Source organism: Halospeciosus flavus, from assembly GCF_029814175.1.
Classification (GTDB): domain Archaea; phylum Halobacteriota; class Halobacteria; order Halobacteriales; family Halobacteriaceae; genus Halospeciosus; species Halospeciosus flavus.
The window spans coordinates 2,250,000-2,275,391 of record NZ_CP122312.1; the positions used below are offsets into that span (position 1 = coordinate 2,250,000).

The 25,392-nt window shown below is 67.2% G+C and carries 32 protein-coding genes; 17 read left to right on the plus strand and 15 right to left on the minus strand.

Translation table 11 applies throughout. The annotated features are described in order from the left end of the window. Positions 1-40: 40 nt before the first annotated feature. Genes P0Y33_RS11745 through P0Y33_RS11755 form a run of 3 tightly spaced genes read right to left on the minus strand, consistent with a single transcriptional unit; the run spans position 41 to position 3,157 of the window. The gene (locus P0Y33_RS11745) at positions 41-1,579 is read right to left on the minus strand and encodes a carboxypeptidase M32 (protein ID WP_279527585.1); all 1,539 of its coding nucleotides are present in this window, start codon (positions 1,577-1,579) and stop codon (positions 41-43) included. Positions 1,580-1,636: 57 nt separating this feature from the next. Further along, positions 1,637-2,725, minus strand: coding sequence for a M20 family metallopeptidase (locus P0Y33_RS11750; protein WP_279527586.1), 1,089 nt, complete (start codon positions 2,723-2,725; stop codon positions 1,637-1,639). Between the two features lie 24 nt (positions 2,726-2,749). Further along, entirely contained in the window at positions 2,750-3,157 is a 408-nt protein-coding gene (locus tag P0Y33_RS11755; RefSeq protein WP_279527587.1) for a hypothetical protein, read from the minus strand. Between the two features lie 127 nt (positions 3,158-3,284). Between P0Y33_RS11755 and P0Y33_RS11760 the strand changes: the two genes are divergently transcribed. Next, positions 3,285-5,162: a PINc/VapC family ATPase gene (locus P0Y33_RS11760; RefSeq protein WP_279527588.1), complete on the plus strand. Its 1,878-nt coding sequence runs from the start codon at positions 3,285-3,287 to the stop codon at positions 5,160-5,162. Positions 5,163-5,260: 98 nt separating this feature from the next. Here P0Y33_RS11760 and P0Y33_RS11765 read toward each other — a convergent pair whose 3' ends face one another. Beyond that, positions 5,261-5,422, minus strand: a complete 162-nt coding sequence (locus P0Y33_RS11765; protein WP_279527589.1) for a preprotein translocase subunit Sec61beta — start codon at positions 5,420-5,422, stop codon at positions 5,261-5,263. A gap of 114 nt (positions 5,423-5,536) precedes the next feature. On the opposite strand from P0Y33_RS11765, the gene trxA reads away from it, so the two are divergent. Together trxA and P0Y33_RS11775 are read left to right on the plus strand one after the other, a co-directional pair. Then, positions 5,537-5,806, plus strand: coding sequence for a thioredoxin (trxA, locus tag P0Y33_RS11770; RefSeq protein WP_279527590.1), 270 nt, complete (start codon positions 5,537-5,539; stop codon positions 5,804-5,806). Between the two features lie 133 nt (positions 5,807-5,939). Beyond that, entirely contained in the window at positions 5,940-6,857 is a 918-nt protein-coding gene (locus tag P0Y33_RS11775) for a sulfide-dependent adenosine diphosphate thiazole synthase (protein ID WP_279527591.1), read from the plus strand. 91 nt (positions 6,858-6,948) lie between these two features. Here the strand turns inward: P0Y33_RS11775 and npdG are convergent, their stop codons facing one another. From npdG to P0Y33_RS11795, 4 genes are all read right to left on the minus strand, one after another. Continuing rightward, a complete protein-coding gene (gene npdG, locus P0Y33_RS11780; RefSeq protein ID WP_279527592.1) occupies positions 6,949-7,617 on the minus strand; it encodes an NADPH-dependent F420 reductase in 669 nt (222 codons plus the stop codon). Between the two features lie 93 nt (positions 7,618-7,710). Further along, entirely contained in the window at positions 7,711-8,007 is a 297-nt protein-coding gene (locus P0Y33_RS11785) for a hypothetical protein (RefSeq protein ID WP_279527593.1), read from the minus strand. A gap of 69 nt (positions 8,008-8,076) precedes the next feature. Next, a complete protein-coding gene (locus P0Y33_RS11790; protein ID WP_279527594.1) occupies positions 8,077-8,976 on the minus strand; it encodes a TIGR01548 family HAD-type hydrolase in 900 nt (299 codons plus the stop codon). 28 nt (positions 8,977-9,004) lie between these two features. Further along, entirely contained in the window at positions 9,005-9,403 is a 399-nt protein-coding gene (locus P0Y33_RS11795) for a UPF0146 family protein (RefSeq protein WP_279527595.1), read from the minus strand. Positions 9,404-9,442: 39 nt separating this feature from the next. On the opposite strand from P0Y33_RS11795, the gene P0Y33_RS11800 reads away from it, so the two are divergent. Next, a complete protein-coding gene (locus tag P0Y33_RS11800) occupies positions 9,443-9,964 on the plus strand; it encodes an archaemetzincin family Zn-dependent metalloprotease (protein WP_279527596.1) in 522 nt (173 codons plus the stop codon). 169 nt (positions 9,965-10,133) lie between these two features. On the opposite strand, the gene P0Y33_RS11805 is transcribed toward P0Y33_RS11800, so the two are convergent. The 3 genes from P0Y33_RS11805 to P0Y33_RS11815 all read right to left on the minus strand — a co-directional run bounded on the left by P0Y33_RS11805 (position 10,134) and on the right by P0Y33_RS11815 (position 13,495). Next, positions 10,134-11,207: a baeRF10 domain-containing protein gene (locus P0Y33_RS11805; protein WP_279527597.1), complete on the minus strand. Its 1,074-nt coding sequence runs from the start codon at positions 11,205-11,207 to the stop codon at positions 10,134-10,136. 159 nt (positions 11,208-11,366) lie between these two features. Continuing rightward, positions 11,367-13,196: a ribosome biogenesis/translation initiation ATPase RLI gene (locus tag P0Y33_RS11810; RefSeq protein WP_279527598.1), complete on the minus strand. Its 1,830-nt coding sequence runs from the start codon at positions 13,194-13,196 to the stop codon at positions 11,367-11,369. Between the two features lie 2 nt (positions 13,197-13,198). After that, the gene (locus tag P0Y33_RS11815) at positions 13,199-13,495 is read right to left on the minus strand and encodes an EMC6-like membrane protein (protein ID WP_279527599.1); all 297 of its coding nucleotides are present in this window, start codon (positions 13,493-13,495) and stop codon (positions 13,199-13,201) included. A gap of 263 nt (positions 13,496-13,758) precedes the next feature. Between P0Y33_RS11815 and P0Y33_RS11820 the strand changes: the two genes are divergently transcribed. From P0Y33_RS11820 to P0Y33_RS11845, 6 genes are all read left to right on the plus strand, one after another. After that, positions 13,759-14,031: an ArsR family transcriptional regulator gene (locus P0Y33_RS11820; protein ID WP_382217831.1), complete on the plus strand. Its 273-nt coding sequence runs from the start codon at positions 13,759-13,761 to the stop codon at positions 14,029-14,031. 94 nt (positions 14,032-14,125) lie between these two features. Then, positions 14,126-14,722, plus strand: a complete 597-nt coding sequence (gene pdxT, locus P0Y33_RS11825) for a pyridoxal 5'-phosphate synthase glutaminase subunit PdxT (RefSeq protein WP_279527601.1) — start codon at positions 14,126-14,128, stop codon at positions 14,720-14,722. Between the two features lie 125 nt (positions 14,723-14,847). Next, positions 14,848-15,243, plus strand: coding sequence for a bifunctional nuclease family protein (locus P0Y33_RS11830; RefSeq protein ID WP_328518056.1), 396 nt, complete (start codon positions 14,848-14,850; stop codon positions 15,241-15,243). Beyond that, a complete protein-coding gene (gene hisE, locus P0Y33_RS11835) occupies positions 15,240-15,569 on the plus strand; it encodes a phosphoribosyl-ATP diphosphatase (protein WP_279527603.1) in 330 nt (109 codons plus the stop codon). Before P0Y33_RS11830 ends, hisE begins: the two co-directional genes overlap by 4 nt. Before the next feature lie 75 nt (positions 15,570-15,644). Continuing rightward, the gene (locus tag P0Y33_RS11840) at positions 15,645-16,505 is read left to right on the plus strand and encodes a WD40/YVTN/BNR-like repeat-containing protein (RefSeq protein WP_279527604.1); all 861 of its coding nucleotides are present in this window, start codon (positions 15,645-15,647) and stop codon (positions 16,503-16,505) included. A gap of 69 nt (positions 16,506-16,574) precedes the next feature. Next, positions 16,575-17,549 carry an NOG1 family protein gene (locus P0Y33_RS11845; RefSeq protein ID WP_279527605.1) on the plus strand — a complete coding sequence of 325 codons (975 nt, stop codon included), beginning with the start codon at positions 16,575-16,577 and terminating at the stop codon, positions 17,547-17,549. Here P0Y33_RS11845 and P0Y33_RS11850 read toward each other — a convergent pair. After that, the gene (locus P0Y33_RS11850; protein WP_279527606.1) at positions 17,447-18,841 is read right to left on the minus strand and encodes a TIGR00341 family protein; all 1,395 of its coding nucleotides are present in this window, start codon (positions 18,839-18,841) and stop codon (positions 17,447-17,449) included. The two genes, P0Y33_RS11845 and P0Y33_RS11850, sit on opposite strands and share 103 nt — an antisense overlap. Positions 18,842-18,896: 55 nt before the next feature. After that, entirely contained in the window at positions 18,897-19,640 is a 744-nt protein-coding gene (locus tag P0Y33_RS11855; protein ID WP_279527607.1) for an SIMPL domain-containing protein, read from the minus strand. A gap of 96 nt (positions 19,641-19,736) precedes the next feature. On the opposite strand from P0Y33_RS11855, the gene engB reads away from it, so the two are divergent. Together engB and P0Y33_RS11865 are read left to right on the plus strand one after the other, a co-directional pair. Further along, on the plus strand, positions 19,737-20,357 hold the full coding sequence (gene engB / locus P0Y33_RS11860) for a GTP-binding protein EngB (RefSeq protein WP_279527608.1): 621 nt from the start codon (positions 19,737-19,739) through the stop codon (positions 20,355-20,357). A gap of 319 nt (positions 20,358-20,676) precedes the next feature. Then, on the plus strand, positions 20,677-20,826 hold the full coding sequence (locus P0Y33_RS11865) for a hypothetical protein (RefSeq protein ID WP_279527609.1): 150 nt from the start codon (positions 20,677-20,679) through the stop codon (positions 20,824-20,826). On the opposite strand, the gene ddh is transcribed toward P0Y33_RS11865, so the two are convergent. Continuing rightward, positions 20,823-21,746, minus strand: coding sequence for a D-2-hydroxyacid dehydrogenase (gene ddh, locus P0Y33_RS11870; protein ID WP_279527610.1), 924 nt, complete (start codon positions 21,744-21,746; stop codon positions 20,823-20,825). The two genes, P0Y33_RS11865 and ddh, sit on opposite strands and share 4 nt — an antisense overlap. Positions 21,747-21,962: 216 nt before the next feature. Between ddh and P0Y33_RS11875 the strand changes: the two genes are divergently transcribed. The 4 genes from P0Y33_RS11875 (at position 21,963) to P0Y33_RS11890 (ending at position 24,934) form a co-directional block, all read left to right on the plus strand. Further along, a complete protein-coding gene (locus tag P0Y33_RS11875; RefSeq protein WP_279527611.1) occupies positions 21,963-22,523 on the plus strand; it encodes a hypothetical protein in 561 nt (186 codons plus the stop codon). 94 nt (positions 22,524-22,617) lie between these two features. Further along, positions 22,618-23,139, plus strand: coding sequence for a metallophosphoesterase family protein (locus tag P0Y33_RS11880; RefSeq protein ID WP_279527612.1), 522 nt, complete (start codon positions 22,618-22,620; stop codon positions 23,137-23,139). A gap of 48 nt (positions 23,140-23,187) precedes the next feature. Next, positions 23,188-23,952: a coenzyme F420-0:L-glutamate ligase gene (locus P0Y33_RS11885; RefSeq protein WP_279527613.1), complete on the plus strand. Its 765-nt coding sequence runs from the start codon at positions 23,188-23,190 to the stop codon at positions 23,950-23,952. Next, complete coding sequence (locus P0Y33_RS11890) at positions 23,945-24,934, plus strand: 5,10-methylenetetrahydromethanopterin reductase (protein ID WP_279527614.1); 990 nt, start codon at positions 23,945-23,947, stop codon at positions 24,932-24,934. The genes P0Y33_RS11885 and P0Y33_RS11890 overlap by 8 nt, the downstream gene beginning before the upstream one ends. A gap of 5 nt (positions 24,935-24,939) precedes the next feature. Here the strand turns inward: P0Y33_RS11890 and P0Y33_RS11895 are convergent, their stop codons facing one another. Continuing rightward, a complete protein-coding gene (locus tag P0Y33_RS11895; RefSeq protein ID WP_279527615.1) occupies positions 24,940-25,131 on the minus strand; it encodes a hypothetical protein in 192 nt (63 codons plus the stop codon). A 75-nt stretch (positions 25,132-25,206) separates the two neighbouring features. Here P0Y33_RS11895 and P0Y33_RS11900 point away from each other — a divergent pair, with 75 nt between their 5' ends. Beyond that, a complete protein-coding gene (locus P0Y33_RS11900) occupies positions 25,207-25,359 on the plus strand; it encodes a DUF7573 domain-containing protein (protein ID WP_279527616.1) in 153 nt (50 codons plus the stop codon). The last annotated feature ends 33 nt before the right edge of the window (positions 25,360-25,392 follow it).

Consider the following 25,392-nt stretch of genomic DNA (forward strand, 5'->3'; position numbering starts at 1 on the left):
AAACGACGTGGCCGGGCGAGTCCCCTCACCGGTCTACGTCTCAGTAGCCATCGAGGTCGTAGAGGTCCGCGAACTTCGCGGTCAGGTAGTCGACGAAGTAGTCGGCGGTGAACGCCTCGCCAGTGGCTTCCTCGACGAGTTCGGGCGTCGTGTAGCGCGCGCCGTGCTGGTGAACGTTCTCGCGGAGCCACGTACGGAGGTCCTCGAAGTCGCCGTCGCGGACTTTCGCGTCGAACTCGTCGACCTCCTCGCGGACCGTCGCGTCGAGTTGCGCGGCGAGGACCGACCCAAGCGAGTAAGTCGGGAAGTAGCCGAAGTTGCCGTGCGACCAGTGGATGTCCTGCAGGCAGCCCTCGGCGTCGGAGTCCGGGCGGATGCCGAGGTACTCCTCGTACTTGTCGTTCCAGACCTCGGGAACGTCCTCGACGGCGAGGTCGCCCGCGATCAGGTCGCGCTCGATCTCGAAGCGGACCACGATGTGCATGTGGTAGGTGAGTTCGTCCGCCTCGACGCGGATGAGGTTGTCCTCGTAGACGCGGTTGGCCGCCTCGTAGAACTCCCGCGCCGAGACGTCGTCGAGACCGTCGAAGGCGTCGCGGACGCGCTCGGCGTTGTGTTCCCAGAAGGCCTCGGTGCGGCCGACGTGGTTCTCCCAGAGCCGCGACTGCGACTCGTGGACGGTCAGGTCGCGGGATTCACCGAGCGGCGTGCCGAACTCCTCGCGCGGGAGTCCGAGGCTGTAGAAGGCGTGGCCGAACTCGTGGACCGTCGCCATCAGCGCGCCGAGCGGGTCGGACTCGTCGAAACGCGTCGTGATGCGCGAGTCGAACTGGTTGCCGGAGGTGAAGGGGTGACTGGAGGTGTCGAGGCGACCGTGCTCCCAGTCGTAGCCGAGGTCGTCGAGGATGTCGCGGGAGAGGTCCTCCTGGACGTCTTCGGGGTACTCCCCACCCTCGAAGGGTGAGGCGAGGTCGGCGTCGCTCTCACGGATGTCGTCGAGGAGCGGGACGAGTTCGTCACGGAGGCGCTGGAGGACGTCTTCGGCGGTGTCGAGACCGAGGTACGGTTCGTACTCCTCGAAGAGCACCTCGTAGGCGTCGCGGTCGGGGTCGATGTGTTCGGCGTACTCTCGCTTCAGTTCGACGAGTTTCTCCAGGTAGGGGGCGAACTGCGAGAAGTCGTCCTCGGCGCGGGCCTGCTCCCAGGCGGGGAGCGCCTCGGAGGTCGTCTCCGAAATCTCCTCGACGAGCGTCTGTGGGACGCGCTCGGCGCGGCGGTACTCGCGGTCGATCTCCCGGACGACCGCCGCCTGCGTCGGCGAGAGGTCCTCGTCTTCGAGTTCGTCGAGGGAGTCGGCGATCTCGTCGCTCGTCAGGAGTTCCTGGTGGAGCCCCGAGAGCGTCGAGAGTTGCTTCGAGCGGGCGGGCGTACCGCCTTCGGGCATCGTCACCTGCTGGTCCCACGAGAGAACTCCCTGTGCGGACCCGAGGTTCGAGACGCGTCGGTACTGGTCGAGGAGCGTGTGGTAGGCTTCCGGTGCCCCATCGAGGTGGTCGGGGACGGCTTCGCTGTCGGCCATGGGAAGGACTCGGACGCCGGCGCTAATGAAGCCTGTCGAAGCGGCCGTCTGGATGAGTCAGCTCCACGACCCGGCGAGGCGGCGGTAGGTCCGGTAACAGCGGTCGAGCACGTCGAGTGAGACGCTCTCGTCTGCAGTGTGGGCTTCGCCCTGCTCGGAGGGACCGTAGATCACACAGGCCGTCCCCGCGTCGGCGAGCCACCCCGCGTCGGTCGCGTGGGGCTTGACGACGTGTTCGGGGATGCCGTCCTGTACCTCGCGGGCGACGTCGAGGACGACGTCGGCGAACACCTCGTCGGAACACTGCATCGGCGGGAGGTCCTGGTCGACGGTCCACTCGACGCCCGCGACCTCCTCGACGCGGTCGAGAGCGGCGCGCTCGCCGGGAACCGTCCGCTCGTCGACGGTCACCTCACAGCGCTCGGGGACGACATTCCACGCGGTCCCGCCGTCGATCTCGGTGACCGTGACGCTCCCCTCGACCGCGTGGCCGAACACCTCGGTCCGGGGAAAGTCGAGGTCGCGGATCACGTCCACGGCGTCGCACGCGCGATAAACCGCGTTCTCGCCGTTCTCGACCTCGCTGGCGTGGGCGGCCTCGCCGGTGGCGACGACGGTCGACCCGCGACGGCCCTTGTGGGCGACGACGACGTCGGTGACGCCGTCACCCGAGTAGCCCGTCGACCCCTCGCCGACGACGGCGTAGTCGGGGGCGAACCCCTCGTCTATCGCGAAGCGTGCACCCGTCCCGCCGATCTCCTCGCCGACGAAGGAGGCGAAGACGAGTTCGCAGTCGAGGGACTCGGGATCGGCGTCGCGGAAGGCGACCATCGCGGCCGCCACGGCCCCCTTCATGTCGGCGCTCCCGCGGCCGTAGAGGCGACCGTCTTCCTCGTACACTTCGTAGTCGCCGTCCGCGACCTGCGACTCGTCCGGTTCGACCACGTCGTGGTGGCCGACGAGGGCCAGCGACTCGCCGGAGCCTTTCCGGGCGAGGACGTTCCCGCCGTTCGGAGCGTCGTCGCGAGTGACGTCGGCGTCGGTGTGTTCGCGGAGCCACGACTCGATTCGGTCGCCGACCGCCGTCTCGTCCTCGTGGGAGGGAATCGAGACGAGGTCGCGTGCGAGGTCTCGGACGTCCTGCATGGCCGGGAGAGAGGGGACGTGGGGCTAAGAAGGCCCGCCACTCGACCCCGGGCCAACGTTGGATACGACGTCGAAGACGTCTCCCCGTCGTTCGGGTTCGAGAGAGAAGCAGACGCCGTAGCCGTCAGAGAGGACGATTCGGGCGACGACGGCGTCCTCGTACGCCAGCAACGACCCGTGCAGTTCACCGAGCCGCCGGATGTTCTCGTGCCAGTCCTGGACGAGCGCCTCGAAGACGAAGTCCTCGGTGACGTTCTCCAGAACGCGTGCCAGGTCCGTGTCGCCGTACCCCTCCGAGACGTCCTCCCGGACGTACCGAACCTCCCACGCCGCCTCCGGCGCGAACTGGTGGACGACGACCGCCCGGAGGTCCTCGTCGAACCCATCGCGAATCCGGTCGACGGCTCGCTCGCACTCCTCGGGCGTGTCCATGTCCGTACCTAACACACCGCTCGCCGAAAGTCTGGTGCCCGTTTTCGGGCGCGCGTGAGCGCGTAAACCGCTACCCATCGCCCGATTGGTGAACACCCTTAAGCGGGGTCCGATACTACCTTGCCCCATGAAGATAGTCCCGGACACGAGCGTAATCATCGACGGCCGTATCTCCCGAGGTGTGGAGAGCGGCGACTACGCCGGGGCCACGGTGTACGTGCCCGAGGCCGTCGTTGGCGAGATCGAGTCCCAGGCCAACAAAGGCCGACAGACCGGCTGGGAAGGTCTCGAAGAGCTACAGCGACTGGCCGAACTCGCCGACGCCGGCGAGATCGACGTCGAGTACGTCGGCGAACGGGCCACGGAAGAACAGATCAAACGCGCCGCCGCCGGCGCCATCGACGCGGTCATCCGCGACGTCGCCCAGGAGCACGACGCGCTGTTCGTCACCTCGGACATCGTCCAGGCCGAAGTCGCGAAGGGCAAGGGCATCGACGTCGAGTACCTCGAACCCGAGGCCCGCGAACTCGAAGAACTCGGCATCGAGCAGTACTTCGACGAGCAGACGATGTCCGTCCACCTGAAGGACGGCGTCGTCCCGATGGCCAAGCGCGGCGACGTCGGGGACATCCAGTACCAGGCCATCGGCGAGACGGAACTCGACACGGAGACGCTCAAGGAGTACGCCTCCGAAATCTACGACACGGCGCGTCGCGACGACGACGCCTTCATCGAACTCTCCGAGGAGGGCATGACCATCGCGCAGATCCGCGACATGCGTATCGCCATGGCCGAACCGCCGTTCTCGGACGGCTTCGAGATTACGGCGGTCCGTCCCATCGTCAAGACGACGATGGAGGACTACACCCACACCGAGGACCTCAAGGAGCGACTCTTAGAGCGCGACCGCGGTGTCCTCATTGCCGGGGCGCCCGGCGCCGGGAAGTCCACCTTCGCGCAGGCCGTCGCCGAGTTCCTCGACGACAGCGGCTACGTCGTGAAGACGATGGAGAAACCGCGCGACCTCGACGTCGAGAAGGACATCACCCAGTACACGGAACTGGGCGGGTCGATGGAGAAGACGGCCGACTCCCTGCTGATGGTCCGACCGGACTACACCATCTACGACGAGGTCCGCAAGACCGACGACTTCGAGGTGTTCTCCGACATGCGCCTCGCCGGCGTCGGGATGGTCGGCGTCGTCCACGCCACCCGGCCCATCGACGCGCTCCAGCGTCTCGTCGGTCGCGTCGAACTCGGGATGATCCCGCAGATCGTCGACACCGTCGTCTACATCGAGGAGGGTGACGTCAACACCGTCTACGACGTGACGACGGAGGTCAAGGTCCCTGAGGGTCTCATGGAGGAGGACCTCGCCCGGCCGGTCATCCAGGTGAAGGACTTCGAGACGGGCAAGCCCGCCTACGAGATCTACACCTTCAACCGCCAGGTCGTCACGGTCCCCCTCGAAGAGGGCGGCGCCGAGACGGAGGAGACCGGTGTCGACCGCCTCGCGAAGAACGAGATCGAACGCGAGATCCAGGCCGCCACGCGCGGCCCGGTCGAGGTCGAACTCCGCGGGAAGAACGAAGCCGTCGTGTACGTCTCCGAGGACGAAATCTCCCACGTCATCGGGAAGGGCGGTGGTCGCATCCAAGACATCGAGGAGCGCCTCGGAATGAACATCGACGTCCGGACGCTCGACGAACTCCCGAGCGGTAGTCGAGGGTCCAGCAGCGGCGCCGGTTCGAGCGCCGGCGGCGCGGGCGCCGAACCGCAGGGCGAGGTCGTGACTCCCGAGATCACCTCTCGGCACGTCATCCTCCCCCTCGAGAAGGGTCGCTCCGGCGAGACCGTCGAGGTCCAGGCCGACGGCGAGTACCTGTTCACCGCGACGGTCAGCCGCGGCGGCGACATCAAGGTGTCCCGTGGTTCGGCCATCGCCGAGGAACTCGAACGCGCCATCGACCGCGAACAGCAGATCACGGTCGTCGCGAACGAGTAGCGACGACACCGTCTTCGGCCCTCCGATTTTTTGTGAGTCGGCGTCACCGTCGCTGTCGCTACTCGGTGAGAAGAGAACGGAGAGTGAGAGAATCCGAGTTACAGCGCGAGGAAGTCCAGCAACTGGACGACGATGCCGAAGAAGACGCCGAACGCGACGATGGTCTTCGGGTCGATCTGGATGGCGTTCGGGTCCTCGGAGTCGAAGTAGCGGACGAGTCCGGCACTGGACATCAGCCCGCCGCTCTGGCTTCCGCTCATGCACGGAGTTCGGGTCGCGTCGCGCCTAAACCTTGCGGTCGGACGGAGTCGACTACGCTACTCGCCGCGTGGGTAATCCTTATGCGCTCGGCAGGGCAAAACTGTGACAGACACATGACTGTCACCCTCAAGGACTTCTACGCGGACTGGTGTGGCCCGTGTAAGACCCAGGACCCCATCCTCGAAGAACTCGAAGAGGAGTGGGGCGACCGCGTCGAGTTCGAGAAGATCGACGTCGACGAGAACCAGGACGTCGCCAACGAGTACCAGGTCCGCTCGATTCCGACCATCGTCGTCGAGAACGACGAGGGCATCGTCGAGCGCTTCGTCGGCGTCACGCAGGCCGACAAGCTCGAAGACGCCTTCGAGCAGGCCGGCGCGTAAGCGACCCGAACCCACCACCTTCTCTCGACGAATCGCCGCGTAGCGGCAGCACTGTACCCGTATCGGCGGATTCACCGCTCCAGTGATTGCTTCGGTATCTTTAACTACCCCGTTGTAACACCTAGTGTTGAACATGGAGTTCGACGGATTCACCGACGCGGGAGAGGCACAGGTCACGCGCGCCATCGCCGACGAGTGGCACGAGGAGTTCATGGACTCGACGGAGACCGACGTCATCATCGTCGGCGGCGGTCCGGCTGGGCTGACCGCGGCCAAGGAACTCGCCGAACGCGGCGTCGACGTGAGCGTCGTCGAGAAGAACAACTACCTGGGTGGTGGGTTCTGGCTCGGCGGCTTCCTGATGAACAAGCTCACCGTTCGCGGGCCGGCCCACCACGTCCTCGACGAGTTGGGTGTCCCCTACAAGGAGAGCGACGAGGCCGAGGGCCTGTACGTCGCCTCCGCGCCACACTGTAGCTCCGCGCTCATCGAGGCCGCCTGCGACGCCGGCGCGCGCATCCAGAACATGACGGAATTCACCGACGTCGTCATCCGCGACGACCACAAGGTGTCGGGTGCAGTCGTCAACTGGACGCCGGTCCACTCCCTTCCCCGCGAACTGACGTGCGTCGACCCCATCGCCGTGGAGTCGGACCTCGTCATCGACGCGACCGGCCACGAGGCCGTCGTCGTCTCGAAACTCCACGAGCGCGGCGTCCTCGACGCACCGGGCATCGACGAGACGGAGAACACGGGTATGGACACCTCCGGCGAGGGCGAGTACGGCGCCCCCGGCCACGACTCTCCGGGCCACGACTCGATGTGGGTCTCGGACAGCGAAGACAAGGTCGTCGAGAAGACCGGCAAAGTTCACGACGGTCTCCTCACCGCCGGGCTCTCGACCGCGACCTACCACGGGCTCACCCGGATGGGACCGACGTTCGGCGCGATGCTTCTCTCGGGCAAGAAGGCCGCCCAGACCGCCCTCGACGAACTCGGCGTCGACGCCGCCGCCGTCAGCTACGACAGCCCCGCGCCCGCCGACGACTAGGCGGGCCACCATCTGTCGCTAGAAGCGAAGAGCGTGAAGTACCTCGGGGACAAGCCCCGAGGCACTCGCCCTGCTCCGTCTGTAGAGACCGCTACAGGAAGCGGACGCCGACGTCGTGCATCTTCTCGTTGTTCATCGCGATGTTGATGACGAGCGGCGTGACCGACTCGACTTCGGGTGCGTTGGCGATACCGCCGGCGTCGAGGACGCGCAGTCCCTCGATCTCCTCACCGATGTCCGCGACGAGACCCTTCGCGTCGCCGTCGTCGCCGACGACGAGCGTGTCGAGGTCGAGGTCCACGTCGAGGTTCGCGAGGCGGTCGGCCGCGAGGTTGTGGAACGCGCCGACGACCGGCACGTCGTCGGGGGCCGTCTTCCGGACGAGTGCGGTGACAGACCCGACGCCCGGCGGCTTGTAGTGCATCCCCTCCTCGTCGCGGTCCATGCCGACCGCAGGCGTGACGAGGATGGTGTCCTCATCGAGGACGTCGGCGACACTCTCGATGGTGTCGCGGACGTAGTAGGCGGGAACCGCGAGGACGACGATGCGGGCGCGGTCGGCCGCCATTTCGTTGGTGAAGCCCTTGACCGTCCGCTCGCGACCCATACTGTCGAGTTCCGTCTCGTACTCTTCGGCCTTCGCGCGGGCCTTGTCCGGGTCCCGTGAGCCGATGAGGATCTCGTGGTCGGTGTCGTACGCCCAGCGGAGCGCCAGTCCTTCACCGATGTCGCCAGTGCCGCCGAGTAACGCGATTCGCATACACGGACATGCCGCGGCGTGAGAATAAGGATTTGGTGTTCGGCCTGGGTTGCCGTCGCCGGTGACGGGCGCTCGACGTGGGGGCCGTGTCCGTTACCCGATGGAGGACTCGACGGCGACGTCGGTCACCTCGCCGAGACGCTCCCACTCGTCGTCGCGGGCGTGGCGGCGCTCGAGGAAGACCGGCGTCTCCTCGTGGTCGGGGGTGACGAAGCGGAACAGGACGTCGTTGGCCTCCAGGTCGCGTCCTTCCGCGTAGTACTCGCCGAAGTACTCGTCGGGTTGCTCGGTCGACTCTTCGAGTTCGATCTCGTGTTCCCACTCGTCGTCGACTTCGACCGTCACAGGACCGCGGCCCTGTTTCTCGAGAATCGTCTGTGGCTTCGCCATGTGCGGCAGTCGAAGCGCCCGCCCCTTAGCTATCGTGGCCGGACGGAGGCGACTGTCGACACCGACCCGCTATAGAGGATGCTCGGAGTCGCCCTCGGTCAACAAGAGGTCGGGAAGGTCGTTGACCGAGCGGACGATGGCGTCGGCGCCGGCCTCCTCGTACTTCTGGATGCCTTCGTCGCCGGTCAGCCCACCAGTGAGGACGCCGATTCCGAAGTACGTCCGCTGCTCGTCGGCTTCCTTCGCGTTGTTCGCGGTGTGGATGTCGTCGAGCGTATCGCCGCCGAACGCGACGCGCTCGGCCCGACAGCGTTCGGCGAGTGCGACGAGCGCACGCGGGTTCGGCTTGCCCTCTTCCCAGTCGTCCATCGTGAAGCGCCGTTCGGGAGGGATCAAGTCGTCGAGGCCGGCGCGTTCGAGGGCGATCTGTGCCTCGGCGGCGGGCCGACCCGTGAGGATCGCGAGTTCCCAGTTCTCGTCGAGTGCGTCGACGGTGTCTTCGTCGACGATGAGCGGTTCGTCCTCGATGAACCCCGTCGACTCGAAGGCCGGTTCGCCGCCCTCGAGTTCCGCGTAGCGCTCGGAGCCGAGGTAGAAGGTCTGGAACACCTGGCGGAGTCGGTCGGGACGCCACTCCTCGCTCACGCGCTCGGCCGCGTCGTCGGGGAGTGCGGCGTCGACGACTGCCTCCGCGGCGTCGAGACCGCCACCGCGCTTGGCGATTTCGTCGGTGAACTCCTCGAGGGAGAGTTCCATCCCCTCGCCGGCCGCGAGCACGTACAGCGCCGCGGCGTCGGTCACCTTCCAGTCGTTGTTGAACCCGCCCGCGTCCTTGAACCACTGCACGGCGGCCTTCGGAATCTCCTCCCCGTAGACGTACTCGACGGACTCGACGATGGCCCGTCGGTAGGAGTCGGCGACGTCGACGAGTACCCCGTCCACGTCGAGCACGACGGCATCCACTTGCATGCTCGGGGTGACGTGGGCGCAGAAAAAGTCAGTTCCGTTTCTGCGGGTCGGAGTCGGCGACGAACAGCGTCCCCGTGGCGACGGTCCGGCGTTCGACCGGAACGGCCGGCGGGTCGCCGCCGAGCGTAGTGAACAGAAAGTCCGCGCCCGCGTCGAGGGCGGCCTCGCGTGCGGGCCGGTGGAGTTCGGGTGGGAGGTTCAGTGCGTAGACGGCGTCGCTCCCCTCGTAGACCGTCGGGTCGGGGTCTGTCACGTCGTCGCGGACGAACGCGACAGCGGCGGGTATCTCGTGGTCGTACACGTCGGTCGCCGTCACGTCGGCGCCGCGCTCGGCGAGAGCTTCGGCGACGTCCGTTCGGCGGCCGATTCCAACCTCGACGAGGGCGTCGTATCGAGCGAGGGCGTCGACCAGTGTCGGCGGATTCACGGCGGGATATTTATGGCTCGGGGCGCCATAGACGTTTGCATGCGGGTCGACATCGTTCCGGTGGGAGACGTCTCTGCGGCGACCAAACGGGAGGCGTCTGCGGGCCTCCGGAGCATCTACGAGTGCGAGGTCTCCGTGGCGGCCGAACAATCGGTCCCGGCCGACGCGTACGACGAGTCGCGCGGCCAGTACCGAGCCGAGGCGTTCATCGACCTCGCCACGCGGGTCGGGAGCGGCGACAAGGCCATCGCCGTCACCCCCGAGGACCTCTACTACCGGCGACGGAACTACGTCTTCGGCCTCGCCTACCTCGACGGCCGTGGGTGCGTCGTCTCGACGTACCGACTCCAGACCTCCTCCGACGGCGGGTTCTCCGCGCGCCCCGCCGAGGACGTCTTCGCCGACCGCGTCCGCAAGGAAGTCGTCCACGAGATTGGCCACACCCTCGGTCTCGAACACTGCGAAAACAACCGCTGTGCGATGAACTTCTCTCCCACCGTCCGCGAAGTCGACCTCAAAGAGGAGACGCTGTGCGGCACCTGCCAGCGGACCGTCTTCTGACACTGTACGCACTCCGCTCCGTCGTCACAACATCGGCGCCGAGGGCTCAAGTACTAGAACGACGCCAACTCGCCGCGTGTCCTGAGCAGGGCCACGGGCGTCGGACTCGGATGACGGCGGCGCAGCGTCCGTGGTGGGGAGTGCGCCGTCGGTTCGCCACACTCGCGACCTACTCGATCTCGAAGCGCAGGAGCGCGCCGACGCCATCGAAGGCCTCGCGGAACTGCTGGCCGCGGTCGACTTCTTCGGGGACGACCACGCAGTCACCGCCCTCGTCGGCGGTTCGGGCTTCGAGTTCGCGGACGTCCGCCACGTCGAGCGCCGCGGAGACGAGTAGGGTGTCGACCGCCCCGTAGTCGAGCGCCCGGTCCACCTCCTCGGGGCCGTAGGCGACCGGTTCGTCCTCGTCGTGGAGCGCCGCGAAGAAACGATCGAGGGCGTCGCGTGCCTCGCGGTGGACGTCGAGTTCGCCCGCGTCGGCCGCCTTCTCGACGAGTTCGCGCAATCCCTTCTCGCTCGCGTACTCGACGGAGTGCGTGCCGACGACGCGGTCCTGGAGTCGGTAGTCGAGGTAGTCGCCCTCGCGGAAGGACGCGACCGTGACCTCCGTGCCGCCGAGGAGGAGGTCGTCGACCGCCGGGTCGAGGAACTCCCGCGCCGCGGCGTCCGCGACGTCGGCGAAGAAGTTCGCCTTCTGCTCCTCGCGTCGCCGAGCGAAGCGGTCGGCCGACTGTCCGCCGGCCTTCGTCTTGCCCATCACGTTGCTGTCGAAGGTCTCGTGGACCGTGAGCGAGCCTCGCCGGTACCGGCCGAGCGCCGCACCGCCGCGCTCGATCACGAGCAGTCCGTACTCCTCGCCGCCCTCGACGGCCGCCTCCAGCGGAGAGACGTCGAACGTGTTCGACACGTCGTAGGTGTACTCGGGGACGGGGTCCGGCAGGTCGTCGAACTCGTAGTCCACGAGGTCACCACCGACGACGCCCGCGTAGACGACGAGTCCGTTCTCGGGGAGCGAGTCGTAGTCGAGGAGCGTGTGTCGGACGCGCCCGAGTGCCTCCGTGAGCGGCCCGCTCGCTCGGTCGTCGAGGTACTCGGCCTCGGCGTGGTCCTCTTCGATCTCCTCGACGACCGCACCGAGCGACTGCTCCGGTGGGACCGCGAGCGTGACCAGTCGGTTCTCGTCGGCGCTCGCGTCCTCGACGGTCTCGATGCGGTCGCGGAGTTCGTAGTCGGCACCCTGCATGGGGGAGTCAATCGACTACGGATAGCGGCGTCGCAAGGAAGTGCCTTGTCGCCCACCTTTTTCCGTGTGGGCACGCTCGGCGAACCGCCGGGTGACGGCGAGTGTGCTACTCGCGGCGACGTCGTCTCGAAACCCGGCCGGAGAAGAGCGGCGAGTCGGCTACTGGGTGTAGTAGTACTCGCCTTCGCGCTTCTGCTGTTCGTCCTTCTGGGAGCCCGGCTTGTTGATTCGCGGGCGACCCAGGTTCTCGTCGCGGCGGAAGGTGACGTCGAGGTTCGCGAGGAACTCGTTCATGCCCGAGCGCATCTCCTGGGGCGGCGAGGCGTGACCGTACTCGGCGGGTTCGCCGTCGAAGACCATCAGGCGGTCGGCGAGGAGGTCGATCATGTAGATGTCGTGGTCGATGACCATGACCGTCGCCTCGTGGTTCTCGGCGTAGCGCCGGATGGCGCGGGTCGCGAGCACGCGCTGCTCGACGTCGAGGTGTGCGGACGGTTCGTCGAGCAGGTAGAGGTCGGCGTCCTTCGAGAGCGTCGCGGCGATGGCGACGCGCTGGCGCTCCCCACCGGAGAGGTCCGGGAGGTTTTGCTCCATGATGCGTTCGAGTTGGAGCGGCTGGGCGATCTCGGTGTTCCAGTAGGACGTGCCGAACTCGTCGGTGATGCTGGAGAGGAAGGCGTCGACCCGCATCGGCTGGTCGGCCTCGACGTACTGGGGCTTGTAGGCGATGTCGAGTCCGAGGTCGACGTCGCCCTCGTCGGGTTCGAGACCGCCCGCGAGGAGCTTCGCGAACGTCGACTTCCCGATACCGTTCGGCCCGACGACGCCCAGCACTTCGTTGCGGTTGATGGACCCGCCCTCGACGTCGAGGGAGAACTCGCCCTCGCCGTAGGACTTGGACATGTCCGGGTAGTCGACGAGGGTGTCGGCCTCGGAGACCGGCCGCGGAGCGTGCTGTTCGAACTCGATGGCTTCCGGGCGGATCCGCATGTTCTCGTTGTCGAGGTACCCCCGGAGGTACTCGTTGATGCCCTTCTTGGTCGACTTCGGGTCGGTGACGACACCGTACGCGGAGGGTCGACCGTAGGCGACGTGGATGGAGTCTGCCAGTAGGTCGAGGACGGCGAGGTCGTGTTCGACGACGAGGACCGCGCGGTTCTGCTCCTCCGCGAGTTCGCGCACGAGACGGGCGGCGGCGACTCGCTGGCCGATGTCGAGGTACGGCGTCAGTTCGTCGACGAAGTAGAAGTCCGCGTCCTGGACGAGCGTCGCGGCGAGCGCGACGCGCTGGAGTTCCCCGCCGGAGAGCGAGTCGATGTCCTGGTCGAGGACCGGGGTGATGGAGAGTCGCTCGGCAATCTCGTCGACGACGCCGCGCTCGTCGGCGCTTTCGAGGAGCTGGCGTGTCTCTCCACCGAACTGCTCGGGAATCTGGTCGACGTACTGGGGCTTGCGGGCGACCTCGATGTCGCCGTCGCGGACGCCCTGCAGGTAGTCCTGGAGTTCGGTCCCGCGGAACTGGTCGATGACCTCGTCCCAACTCGGGGGGTCCTCGAAGTCGCCGAGGTTCGGGGTGATCTCGCCGGAGAGGACCTTGACGGCCGTCGACTTACCGATGCCGTTCGGGCCGAGTAGACCGGTCACCTTCCCCTTTTCGGGGATGGGCAGGCCGTAGAGGGCGAAGGAGTTCTCGCCGTATCGGTGGGTCGCGTCCTCTTCGAGTTCCTGCGGGAGATTGATGATCTCGATAGCGTCGAAGGGGCACTTCTCGACACAGATACCGCAGGTCTCGCCCAGACAGATCTCCTCGGAGATCTGTATCTGGTCGGGTTCGCCCTCGAAGGGTTCGCCCTCGTCGTGGGCGGCCTCGCGGGTGACGATGCACTCCTTGCCCGTCCGGTTGGGCGGGCAGTAGTTCGAACACTCGTAGTTACAACGGTCGGGCTGACACCGGTCGAGGTCCACGACCGCGATGCTGTCCTGGGCCATCGTTACGCGGAGCTCGTGAGGAGGATGCCCCAGGTGATGAACCAGAGGCAGAAGGTCATGAAGCCGGTGTAGAGCTGGTCCTTCCCGGAGAACTCGTCCACGTCGACGCCGAGGACGCGGATGAGCCCGAGGTTGACGACCAGCGCGCCCACCAGCGGCGCGATGCCGAGGGTCGCCGTCGGGGAGTCGACGAGCGTCGACGAGAGGAGACCCGCCGCCACGCCGGTCAGACAGGCGACGGCCGTGACCGTCACCCCGCGGCGGTGGGAGCTCATCCCGTCGGCAGTCTCGGTTGCCATACCTACTCTTTCGTGCGGCGTGGTCCAAAAGGCGTTCGCATTACCCGTCTCGGCGTCGAGTCCCGACGTCGGAACCCGAGCAGACGCGGTCGACGGCGACGCCGGCGGTTGAACATCGTAATCGAACTATCGGAAGATACCTAGGTCGAAAAGATAAATACGGGATTTTTCTTAGCAACGGTTGTAGAAACACCCCGATATCGGTTGTACCGTGCGAGCAATTCCCGCAGGTTTATAGCCGTGCAGTGTTTCGAAGCGAAATGATGACCGCAGCCGAAGAAACCCTGGAGGATCTGCCCCCGAGCGCCAAACTCGTCTACAAGGTGCTCGAGTACGACGGGCCGAAGACCCAGAAGGCCATCGTCGAGGAGTCGATGCTCTCGGCCCGGACGGTCCGGTACGCCCTCGAACGGCTCCAGAACCGGGGCGTCGTCGACGAGGACATCTACTTCGCCGACGCGCGACAGAGCCTCTACCGGCTCAGTTGCCGCAAGGAGAACGAGAGCGAAGACGCCGAGACCGAGGCCGCCACGTAGTCGACCACCCCCGAGTCGAATCAGGGATTCGCGCTTTCTCCCCCGTTTTCACCGTCCCGACGGAGTGAAGAGGCGTCACCCCCAACGGGCGAGCATGACGCTGAAAGCAGGCGTCCTCGCCGTGCAAGGGGACGTCTCCGAACACGGCGACGCCATCCGTCGGGCCGCCACCGCCCACGGCCGAGCGGTCGAGGTCGTCGAGGTACGCGAGTCGGGTGTCGTCCCGGACTGCGACCTCCTCCTCATGCCCGGCGGGGAGTCGACGACCATCTCGCGTCTCGTCGAGCGAGAAGGGATCGACGAGGAGATTCGTGCCCACGTCGACGCCGGAAAGCCGGTCCTGGCGACGTGTGCGGGACTCATCGTCGCCGCATCGGACGCCAACGACGAGCGCGTCGAGACGCTCGACCTCCTCGACGTCTCCGTCGACCGCAACGCCTTCGGCCGCCAGAAAGACTCCTTCGAGGCGCCGCTGGACGTCGAGGGACTCGACGAACCGTTCCCCGCGGTGTTCATCCGGGCGCCGCTCATCGCGGACGTCGGCGACGCCGAGGTGCTCGCGACGTGGGACGACGACCCGGTGGCCGTCCGCGACGGCCCGGTCGTCGGCACCTCCTTCCACCCCGAACTCACGAACGACCCGCGCATCCACGACCTCGCCTTCTTCGAGACGCTGGAGGTCGAAGCGTGAGCGACGACCCGGACCCGGAGCGCGACGACGCCGAGGACGTCGAGGACGTGCACGAAGAGACCGAAACCGAGACCCTCGACGCGAGTATCGACGCCGTCCGTGTCGCCGGGACGTCCGAGGGCGCGATGCCCGTCGTCGTCCTGTCGTTCGAGGAGCGCTGTGACGTCCTCCCCATCTTCATCGCCTTCGAGGAGGCCATGAGCATCGCGCGCGGCCTCGACGCCGAGGACCTCGGCCGGCCGCTCACCCACGACCTGCTGCTCGACGTGATGGAGGAACTCGGCGGCCGCGTCGACAACGTGGTCGTCTCCGACGTCGACGAGGGGACGTACCTCGCGGACCTCGTCATCGCGACCCCGCGTGGCGAGGCGACTCTCGACGCGCGACCCAGTGACTCGCTGGCACTCGTCGCGCGGACGAACGTTCCGCTCGCCGTGGCCCCACACGTCTACGAGTACGGCCGCCGCGACCCCGAAGAGTTCGAAGACCTCGACGACATCCGAGAGGTGACCCACACATGAGCGACCAGAGCGAGACGACCGACGAACCGACCGACGAGACGAGCGAAGACCTGCTGCGGGACCTCTCCGCGGTCATCGAGGACCGCAAGGAGAACCTCCCCGAGGGCTCCTACACGACGTCGCTGTTCACCCACGAGAAGGGCGAGAACCGCGCGCTGGAGAAACTCGGCGAGGAGGCGACGGAGTTCGTCCTCGCCGCGAAGGACGCCGACGAGGAAGAACTCGCCCACGAGGGCGCGGACATCGTCTACCACATGCTGGTCGTGCTCGCGATGCACGACGTGGACGTTGACGACCTGCTCGACGAACTCCGCGAACGCCGCTGAACGGTTGGCGCGCCGAGAGGGGTCGTCCACCTAACTCTTTTTCAAGGTGTGAGTCGTAGAAACCAATAGTCAACTATGCCTCGGAGAACCTGGCGGCGGGCGAAGACGCCCATCGACGACACGCTCCACGACGTCGTCCTCGGGTCGGTCGGGTCCTACGCGGTCGGCGACGACGGGCACATCCTCAAGCGCGACGAGGAAGGTCAGCGCTGGGGGACCATCGTGAAGAACGGACCGACCGGGAACGGGAGCACCCTCCGGGCAGCGGCGACGACCGACGACGAGGCGACGCTCTGGGTCGTCGGGGCGAGCGGTGCCATCGGCGAGTACGACGTCGAGACCGGCGAGTTGGAGTCCCGGACCATCCCCGGCAACGAGGAGACGTACACCGACATCGCCGTCCGCGGTCCCGCGGGTCACGAGACGCTCTACGTGACGGACACCTCGGGGGCCATCCACTCCACCATCGGCTACGGCGCGGACCGCGAGTGGGACCGCATCGAACCGGGTTCGGGCGACGAACTGTCGACCATCGGGTTCCACGGCGGAACGGGGTACGCGGCCGACACCGACGGCGTCGTCTTCCGGTCAGTCGACGGGTCTTCCTGGACGACCGCGATCGACAACGGCGACGTCCCGTTCTACGCCCTGACCTTCGACGCCGCGGGGACGGTGTGGGTCGCCGGCGACGAAGACGTCTACCACCCCGGCGAGGACCGCTGGGTCGTCGAACAGGCCGCCGACGACACGCTCTACGACATCACTCTCGCCCAGGACGAACTCGTCGCCGTCAGTTCGGGCGGCGACGCCGTCGTCCGAGTCGACGAGGAGTGGGAGGCGCGCGCACTGCCGCAGGACGAACCCATGATGGCCGTCGCCGCCGACGGGGAGCGGACCGTCGTCGTCGGGGAGAGCGGCACGATACTCGAAGCCTGACGTCGGTGCACGGTCCTGTCACCGACGGCTAACGGACGTCTTTTACGGGCGAAGACCGTAGTTCGCGCCATGACTTTCGAGGACCTTCCGACTGTCCCGACGTCGGAAGAGCTACTGGACAAGGCTTTCTCGCGGGCGGCGCGGTCCGGTCGGGCGAAAGGGGGCGTCGAGGCTCAGGAGTCGATGCTCCAGACGTCGTCGAACATCCTCTCGGACAACCTCCACAACGTCGTCAATTCGTGGCCGGACTTCGACGAGGTCGATCCCTTCTACCGCGAACTCGCGGACGCGGTCTGCGACGGCGGTGTCGACGAACTTCGGACGCACCTCTCGGAGGTCTCGTGGGCCTCCCGGAAGACGAAAGAGCTCGGTCGTGAGTACATGGGCAAACTCCCCTACGACAACGCCGACTCGGCGCGAAAGCTCCGCAAACAGGGGTTCGCCCGCATGGGCTCGGTGATGGACGAGGTCGCCGACGACCTCGACTACCTCAACGACGCCCGTGACCGCCTGAAGACCCTCCCCGACATCCGCCCGGACGAACCGACCATCGTCGTCGCCGGCTACCCGAACGTCGGGAAGTCGACGTTCGTCAACTCGGTCACGAACGCCCGCAACGAGACCGCGCAGTACCCCTTCACGACGAAGGCGATTCGCGTGGGTCACGTCGAGCGCGACCACATCCGCTACCAACTCGTCGACACGCCGGGCCTGCTCGACCGCCCCGCCGAGGAGCGCAACGACATCGAGAACCAGGCGACGAGCGCCCTCGCGCACGCGGCGGACACCATCCTGTTCTTCCTCGACGCGAGCGCGACCTGCGGCTACCCGCTCGACCAGCAAGAAGAACTCCTCGCGGACGTCCGCGAACAGTTCCCCGAGACGCCCATCGTCACGGTCTGCAACAAGTCCGACCTCTCGACCGACGTCGAGGCCGACTACTACATGAGCCTCGAGGAGGACGAGAACGTCGACACCGTCCTCGAGGCCGCCATCGACGCCGTCGGGTACGAACCCGAACTCCCCTTCGACGAGCGGGAGTGAGCGGCGACGGTCTCTAGCTCGACGAACCGGACCTGCACGGTGACGTCGTAGGTCGTCTCGGCCTCGACCCGGTGTAACAGCGTCTCCGCCAACTGCGGATACCCGTTCTCGACCGGACGGCCGACGGTGACGACCACGCGCTGTGGTTTCGCGAAGGGCGTCTCACGGGTGTACTCGACCTCGATGGCGAGGAGTTCGAGTTCTTCGTAGGGGGACGTGGCGAGTGCCCGCTCGACCTCCTGTTTCGCGGTGTTCTCGAAGACGGCGTGCTGGTAGCTCACGTACGTCACGTATCCGAGGAACACCGACAGCACCGCGAGGACGGCGGCGAGGACGGCGATACGTTTGAGCGTCGCCGTCCGCGCCTCCGAGAGGCGGAACCACTCCTCGGGGCGATAGCCCTTGTACCAGAACGTCGCGAGCGCCGCGAGGTTGATGGAGAGGAAGTTGACGAGGACGAGGACCGTCGACCCGACGACGGCCGCGGGCATCCCCCAGGCGAGACCGATGCCCACGACGGCGGTCGGCGGGACGAGGGCCGCGGCGATCATGACGCCGACGAGCACCGAGGAGACGCCGGAGGCGAGACTGAGCGCGCCCGCGACGCCGGCGCCGAGCGCGACGGCGAGCGAGAGGAAGTCCGGGGAGAGTCGACCGCGTACCTGGTCGATGGCCAGGACGTCGATGCCCGGCGGGACGAGGAAGAGTGACTTGACGAGGAACGCGAACACGGCGGCGCTGGCGACGGCGACGCCGAAGCCGATGCCCTGTAACTTCACGCCGCGCACGAACAACTCCCGGTCGTCGAGGACGGACCCCACGCTCGTCGCCATCGCCGGGCCGATGAGCGGGGCGATGACCATCGACCCGACGACGACGGCCGGCGAGTCGAGGAGGACGCCCGCCGTCGCGACGACCGCACTGATGATGGTCATCACGAGGAACGTCGGGAAGCGCGGCGCGAGGTCCCGTGCCCGCGCGATTATCTCTTCGCGGGCGATACGCTGGTCTTCGGCCTCCTCCTCGTAGCGCTCTTTCAGTTCCTCGAAACGCCGGGAGACCACCGTCTCGGCGTCGAGGACCACCGTGTAGGCGTCTTCGGAGAGACCGGCCTCCCGAAGCGCGTCGAGGATCTCCTCGACGGCCTGTGTCGGGAGCGGGAAGTAGACGACGCCCGTGTACTTCCGACCGCTCGTCTCGTCGGTGAGGACGTAGTCGATCCCCTCCTCGTCGAGGGTATCGAGGACCGCCTCACGCTTACCGGCGGGGATCATCACTTGGACGAGTCGCACTGCCGGGGGTTCACCCGGCCGTCGTAAAAACCGTACGGAGGGGGAGAGTGGGGAGTCAGGCCGACGTCGCGTTGTAGACGACCGTCACGTGGGCGCTCACGGTCACTGGGCCGGACTCGACGGACGTCGCACCACCGGCGCTCCCGGCGGCGAGCATCGCCGTCTCGGCGCGGTAGGGACGGACCGAAGCGTCGGCGGACTGGACGGCCGAGACGCCAGTTATCGAGAGGTTCGCCTCGCCAGCGAGGGCGGACGCACGGCCGTCGGCCCGGTCCATCGCGGCGGCGAGCGCCTCGTCGTGGAGTTGCTGGCGCTTCGCGTCGGAGAGGGTGAACTGGACGCCGTCGACGCGCGTGGCGCCGTTCTCGACGGCGGTGTCGATGACCGCGCCGACGCGACTCGTGTCGTTCAGCGTCACCTCGAAGGCGTGGATGGCGCGGTAGCGCGTCGGTTGGTCGGGTTGCTGGCGGTAGTCCTGGGAGATGTCGAAGTGGGCCGTCTGGACCTGGTCGTCGCCGATGCCCATCTCGCGGAGCGCCTCACGCATCGCCGAGACGTTCTCGGCGAGTTGCGTGCGGGCCGCGTTCGGGTCGGTGGCCGTCTCGACGACGGCGACGCGGACGATGGCCTGGTCGGGTTCGGCCGAGATCTGACCGGTGGCACTGACGGTGACGGTCGGGCCGGCGCCGCCGCCGTCGACGGCTGTTCCGGTCGACGTGTTCCCGACGAATCCGGTACAGCCGGCGGTCAACAGCATCAGGACGAGCGCGAGTGCGGGGAGCGTTCTGTTCAATCGCATCACACGAGTACCCAGGTGAGCTCACACGAAAAGCCTCGTGTAGACTCAAACGGCGGTTTGCGTCACCGTTATCCGCGTTCGACGGCAATCGACAGTATGTTCGAGACACGCCCCGACCGCGCCGACGAGGTCGTCCTCGTCGGGCGGTCGAACGTCGGGAAGTCGACGTTGATGCGGGAGTTGACCGGCCACCAGTTCGACACCGGCGGGAAACCCGGCGTCACCCGCCAGCCAAACCACTACGACTGGGCCGGCGACGACTTCGTCATCAGCGACCTCCCCGGATTCGGCTTCATGTCCGGCGTCGAGGAGGAGCACCGCGAGTCCATCAAGACGGACATCGTCCACTACCTCGAAGAAAACGCCGACAACATCCTCGTCGGCGTCATCGTTCTCGACGGGAAGGCGGCCGTCGACATCATCGACCGCCACTCCGGCGAGGACGAGGTCCCCCACGTCATCGACCTCTACTACCTGTTCGAGGACCTCGGCATCCCGCCCGTGCTGGCGGTGAACAAGATGGACAAGGTCGACGACCGGGACGAACGCCTCAACGAGATAGCCGACCGCTTCGGTCTCTTCCCGCCGTGGGAGCAGTGGGCCGATGACACCATCGCCCCCATCACGGCCAAGAAGGGCAGTATCGGCGCGCTCGAAGACGTCGTCCGCCACCACCTCGAATCGGAGAAGCGCGACGACCTGAAGAAGTTCTTCTGAACCACTTTTTACTCTGCACAGAGTCGCTTCGCGACTCTGTTCGGTAAAAACTGGAGGAAAAGTACTCCTCGGTCCCGTCACGCGGCCTCCGGCCGCGTGGTGGTCACTCGTCGGCCTGCGCTCGGTCGGCGAAGGGGAGCCAATTCCTCGCTCTAATCCGACACGTCCGCCGTCTCCGTCGCTGCCGACACGTGGCGTGCGGGCGACCGTCGCGACGCCGACGACTGTCTGACGAGAGACTGGTCGGTTCGTGAGCCATCACCTATATGTCACGTGAGCGCGAGCGACGACGTACGAGTCGGTCGGCGGAGGGACCACTATGCGAGGATTCGTCGAACTACTCCGACGGCGGGGCCGTGGCACGACCGTGATCCGCGAGTGTCGACACTGCGGGACGACCCTGTGTGAGTCGGCCGAGCGGTGTCCCTGTTGTGGACGCGACGAAGTCGCCGTCTACGAGTTCGACTAGACGACGCGGTTGACCAGTTCTTCGTCCGCGTCGAGGTGGAGGACGTTCTGCCGGACGATGTCCGCGACGTCCCGGTAGTAGTCGCGGTCGGCGGCGGCCGCGTGCGGCGAGACGAGCACGTCGTCCATGTCCCAGAGCGGCGAGTCCTCGGGGAGTGGCTCCTCCTCGAAGACGTCGAGGGCCGCACCCGTGATTTCTCCGGACTCGAGTGCGTCGACGAGCGCGTCTTGGTCGACGACCGGGCCGCGCGCGACGTTCACGAGGTAGGCGTCCTCACGCATCGCGTCGAACTCGTCGGCACCGAGGAGGCCACGCGTCGCCTCGGTCAGCGGCGTCGTGACGACGACGAATCGGGCGTCCTCGATGGCTTCGCGGAGTCGGTCCGGCGTGTAGACTTCGCGCGTGTGCGGTGTACGCGTGGGAGTGCGACGAACGCCGACGACGCGCATACCGATGCCGTCCGCGCGGCGGGCCACGCCCTGCCCGAGCGTCCCGAGGCCGACGACCGTCACCTGCTCGTTGAAGAGGGTGAACGGGTCGTCCCAGTCGGGCCACTCCCACTCGTGGTCGTGTTGCTTGTCGCGGTGTTCGTGGAGGCGGCGGGCGAGCGAGAGCATCTGTCCGACCGCGAACTCGCCGACGCTCGCGCCGTGGATGCCCGTGCTGTTCGTGAGGACGATGTCACGCTCGCGCAGTTCGTCGAGCGGGAACTTGTCGTAACCGGCCTGGACCGTGTGGATCCAGTCGACGTGGTCGAGGAAGTCGGGGTCGTGGTCGAACGTCACGACGGCGTCGACGCCGTCGTAGTCCCCCTCGACGACCGAGACGTTCGGGTCGAGGTCCGCGAGCGCTTCCGCGAGGCGTTCCGGTGGGAACACTTCCTCGACGGACGTGTGGATACCGAGGTGGTCGACGTGCATACCGTCAGCTACCGAGGTATTCGGGTTCAAAGTATCGGAACGGGCGACTCGGCCGGTGCGGTTCTCGTCACAAGGGGCTCTGTGGGGGTAACCGCTCGTCACTGCCGCCCGTCGGGAGGTAGGACGTCGCCACCCTAATGCGTTCCGTTGCGTCCCCGACCGGCCGTCAAACCCATCCCGTCGGCACCCGAGTTTCGTCTCGAACAGAGGCACACCATGGAACGCAAGTACATCGTCGGCGGGGTGCTCGCCGTCGTCGTCCTCCTCGCGGCCATCGTCGGAGCGGTCGTCACCGGGTTCGGCCCGGCACCCGGTGGCGGGGGCAGCGGCGACGACATCGAGCAGTTCCCGACGGAGACGACGACCGCCGGAGCGGGGGACGACGGTGGTGGAGCGGACGACGAGAACCGGACGACCTCGTCCGCAGAACAACCGGCGTTCTCCTTCGACATCGTCCAGATCGACCAGTGCGGACAGACGTGTCGGAACGTGACGGCCACACTCTACAACAACCAGAACCACACCGCGGAGAGCGTCACCGTCTACACCCGCATCTACGTCGGGAACAGCACCGCGGAGAGCGACGTCGTCTGGGAGGGCAAAGAGGACGTCGGGACGATGGCGCCCACCAGTTCGTACACCTCCTCGCGGCGGGTCGAGTTGACCTACTCCGAGGCCTACGAGGTGAAACAACACGGCGGGTGGATCACCATCGTCACGACGGTCCAGTCCGAGAACGTCACCATCACGTTCGAGGACCAACGCGACGTGACGTGAGTTCAAGTACAGTGACGGGACCAACCCGTCCCGTGAGCTGACCTGGCGTCGACGGCGGGGCAGTTATTTGGTTCGACCGACACGACGGGTGTGTATGCCACGACTCGCCATCGTCAGCGATACGCACATCCCGTCGCGTGCCGACGCGATTCCCGAGTGGGTCGAAGCAGAAGTGGCGGCGGCCGACCACGTCGTCCACGCAGGCGACTTCGACTCGCACGACGCCCTGGAGACTGTCGAGGACCTCGTCGACGGTGAGTTCACTGCCGTCCACGGCAACATCGAGCCGAAAGACATCGGGCTTCCAACGACCACGAGCGTCACCGTCGGTGGACAGGAGTTCGTCGTCACCCACGGGAGCGGTGCCATCGAAGGATACCGCGACCGCGTGGCGGACATCGTCCGCGAGGAAGCCGAGACGTCGGCACCCATCGGCGTTTCGGGCCACACCCACGACGTGCTCGACACCGTCCACGACGGCGTCCGCCTGCTCAACCCCGGCAGCGCGACCGGTGCCGACCCCGCCGAGGAGCGGACGATGATGCGCGTCGACGTCGAGACCGGCGCCGAGGGGGATGTCGGGGCCGGGATCGACGTCGAGGTCCTGCGCGGATAGCTCGGCCGGTACCGCATCGCCTTTGAGCGCGAGCGTCGAATCGCGGGTATGGAAGCTTTCGCTGTCCCGGACCTCCCCGAGATCGAGGAGGGGGACGACATCGGTGCGCTCGTCGCAGAGCGCGTCGACCTCCGCGAAGACGACGTCGTGCTCGTCGCGAGCACGGTCGTCTCGAAGGCCGAGGGGCGGGCGTACGACCTCGACGACTTCCCACCCGGCCCTCGGGCACGGGAGATCGCCGCCCGCATCACCGAGATCGCGGGCGACGAGGAGGAGCGCGACCCGCGCTTCGCCCAGGCCGTCCTCGAGGAGTCGAACGAACTGCTGATGGAGGCGCCGTTCCTCCTGACCGAGACCCGCTTCGGGCACGTCGGCGTCAACGCCGGCATCGACCGCTCGAACACGGGCGGTGCGGACCTCCTCTTGCTCCCGCGCCGGCCCTCCGAGAGCGCCGCGCGCATTCGCGACAGTCTCCCGGTCGACGCGCCGGTCGTCGTCACCGACACATCGGGACGACCCTTCCGCCACGGGCAGGTCGGCGTCGCGCTGGGGTGGGACGGCGTCCCCGCCTCGCGCGACTGGCGCGGCGAGACCGACCGCGACGGCCACGAACTCGAAGTCACCGTCGAGTCGGTCGTCGACGAACTCGCCGCCACCGCGAACCTCGTGACGGGTGAGGGAGACGATGGGACGCCCGTCGTCGTCGTCCGCGACTGGGCGTTCGGCGACCACGAGGGCAGCGAGAACCTCTTCCGCGAGGTCCAGGGCGACTTCGTCCGGGAGGCGCTCCGGGGGTGGGAGTTCGATGGCTGAGGGCGAGGGACTCCGTGGGATCGAGTTGACGCCCGAACTCCCCGTCGACGAGGTGGCCGACCTCGGCGCCGCCGCCGAGGCCGCCGGCTTCGACACCGTGTTCGCCAGCGGCCACTACTTCAACCGCGACCCGATGCTGGCGCTCGACCGCGTCGCCGCGGCCACGGACGACGTCGCGCTCGGCCCGGGCGTCGCCAACCCGTACGACGTCCACCCGGTGAAACTCGCGACGCAGGTCGGTACCCTCGACGAGGTGAGTGACGGGCGCGCCGTCTGTGGCGTCGGTGCCGGCGACCGCTCGACGCTCCTGAACCTCGGCGTCGAGCGCGACCGCCCCCTCCGGCGCGTCCTAGAGACGATGAAGGTCTCGCAGAAACTGTGGGCCGGCGATCGCGTCGACCACGAGGGGACGTTCACCGCCCGCAACGCCGGTCTCAACTACGACGTCGGCGAGATTCCGGTGTACGTCGGTGCACAGGGGCCACACATGCTCCAGATGGCCGCGAAACACGCCGACGGCGTCCTCTACAACGCCTCACACCCCGACGACGTGGCGTGGGCGGCCGAGCGCGTCGCCGCGGGTCGCGAGCAACGCCCCGACTCGCGGGGCGAGTTCGAGTTCGTCGTGTTCGCGAGCGTCAGCGTCGCCGAGGAGCGTGCGGCCGCCCGCGAGGCCGCCCGGCCGCCCGTCGCGTTCATCACCGCCGGCGCGGAAGAAGCGGTGCTACAGCGCCACGACATCGCCGAGTTGGATGCCGCGCGCGTCGCCGAGGCCGTCGAGGCCGGGGAGTACGGCGAGGCCGCCGCCCGCGTCACCGAGGGTATGCTCGACGCCTTCGCGGTCGCGGGGACGCCCGACGAGGTGGCCGCACGGCTCTCGGCGTTCCTCGACGACGCGGACGGGTTCGTCGCGGGGTCGCCGCTCGGTCCCGACCGCGCGGACGCGATAGACCTGCTCGGCGACGTCCTCGACCGGGTGTGACCCGACTACTCCGCGCTCACGCCCGCCAGCAGGCCGGCGGCGACCATGTAGGCCATCGTACCGACGGCGAACGCCGTGAGGAGTCCGCCGAAGAGCAGGAGGACGATCGAGAGGGGGTTCGAGAGGATGTTCGTGATCGCTTCGCCGATGGGGACGGTACCACTCACCTCGCTGAGGAGGACGAATCCGTCGGTCATACTCGCGGGTTCACCACCGCTCCCCGTAAACCTGCCGGGATTGCCCTTAAGCGGCCGGGCCACGACACACCAACTGTGAGCGACGACACCGAACCCGCCGAGACGACCCACGCGTTCGACGCCGACGGCAGCGAGTGCGAGGCGTGTGGCGCGACCGTCGAACGCCGCTGGCGACAGGACGGCGACCTCGTCTGTCCGGACTGCAAGCGCTGGACAGTGACCGGGTGACCCACGGGACCAATAGACATACGCCCGTCGGGG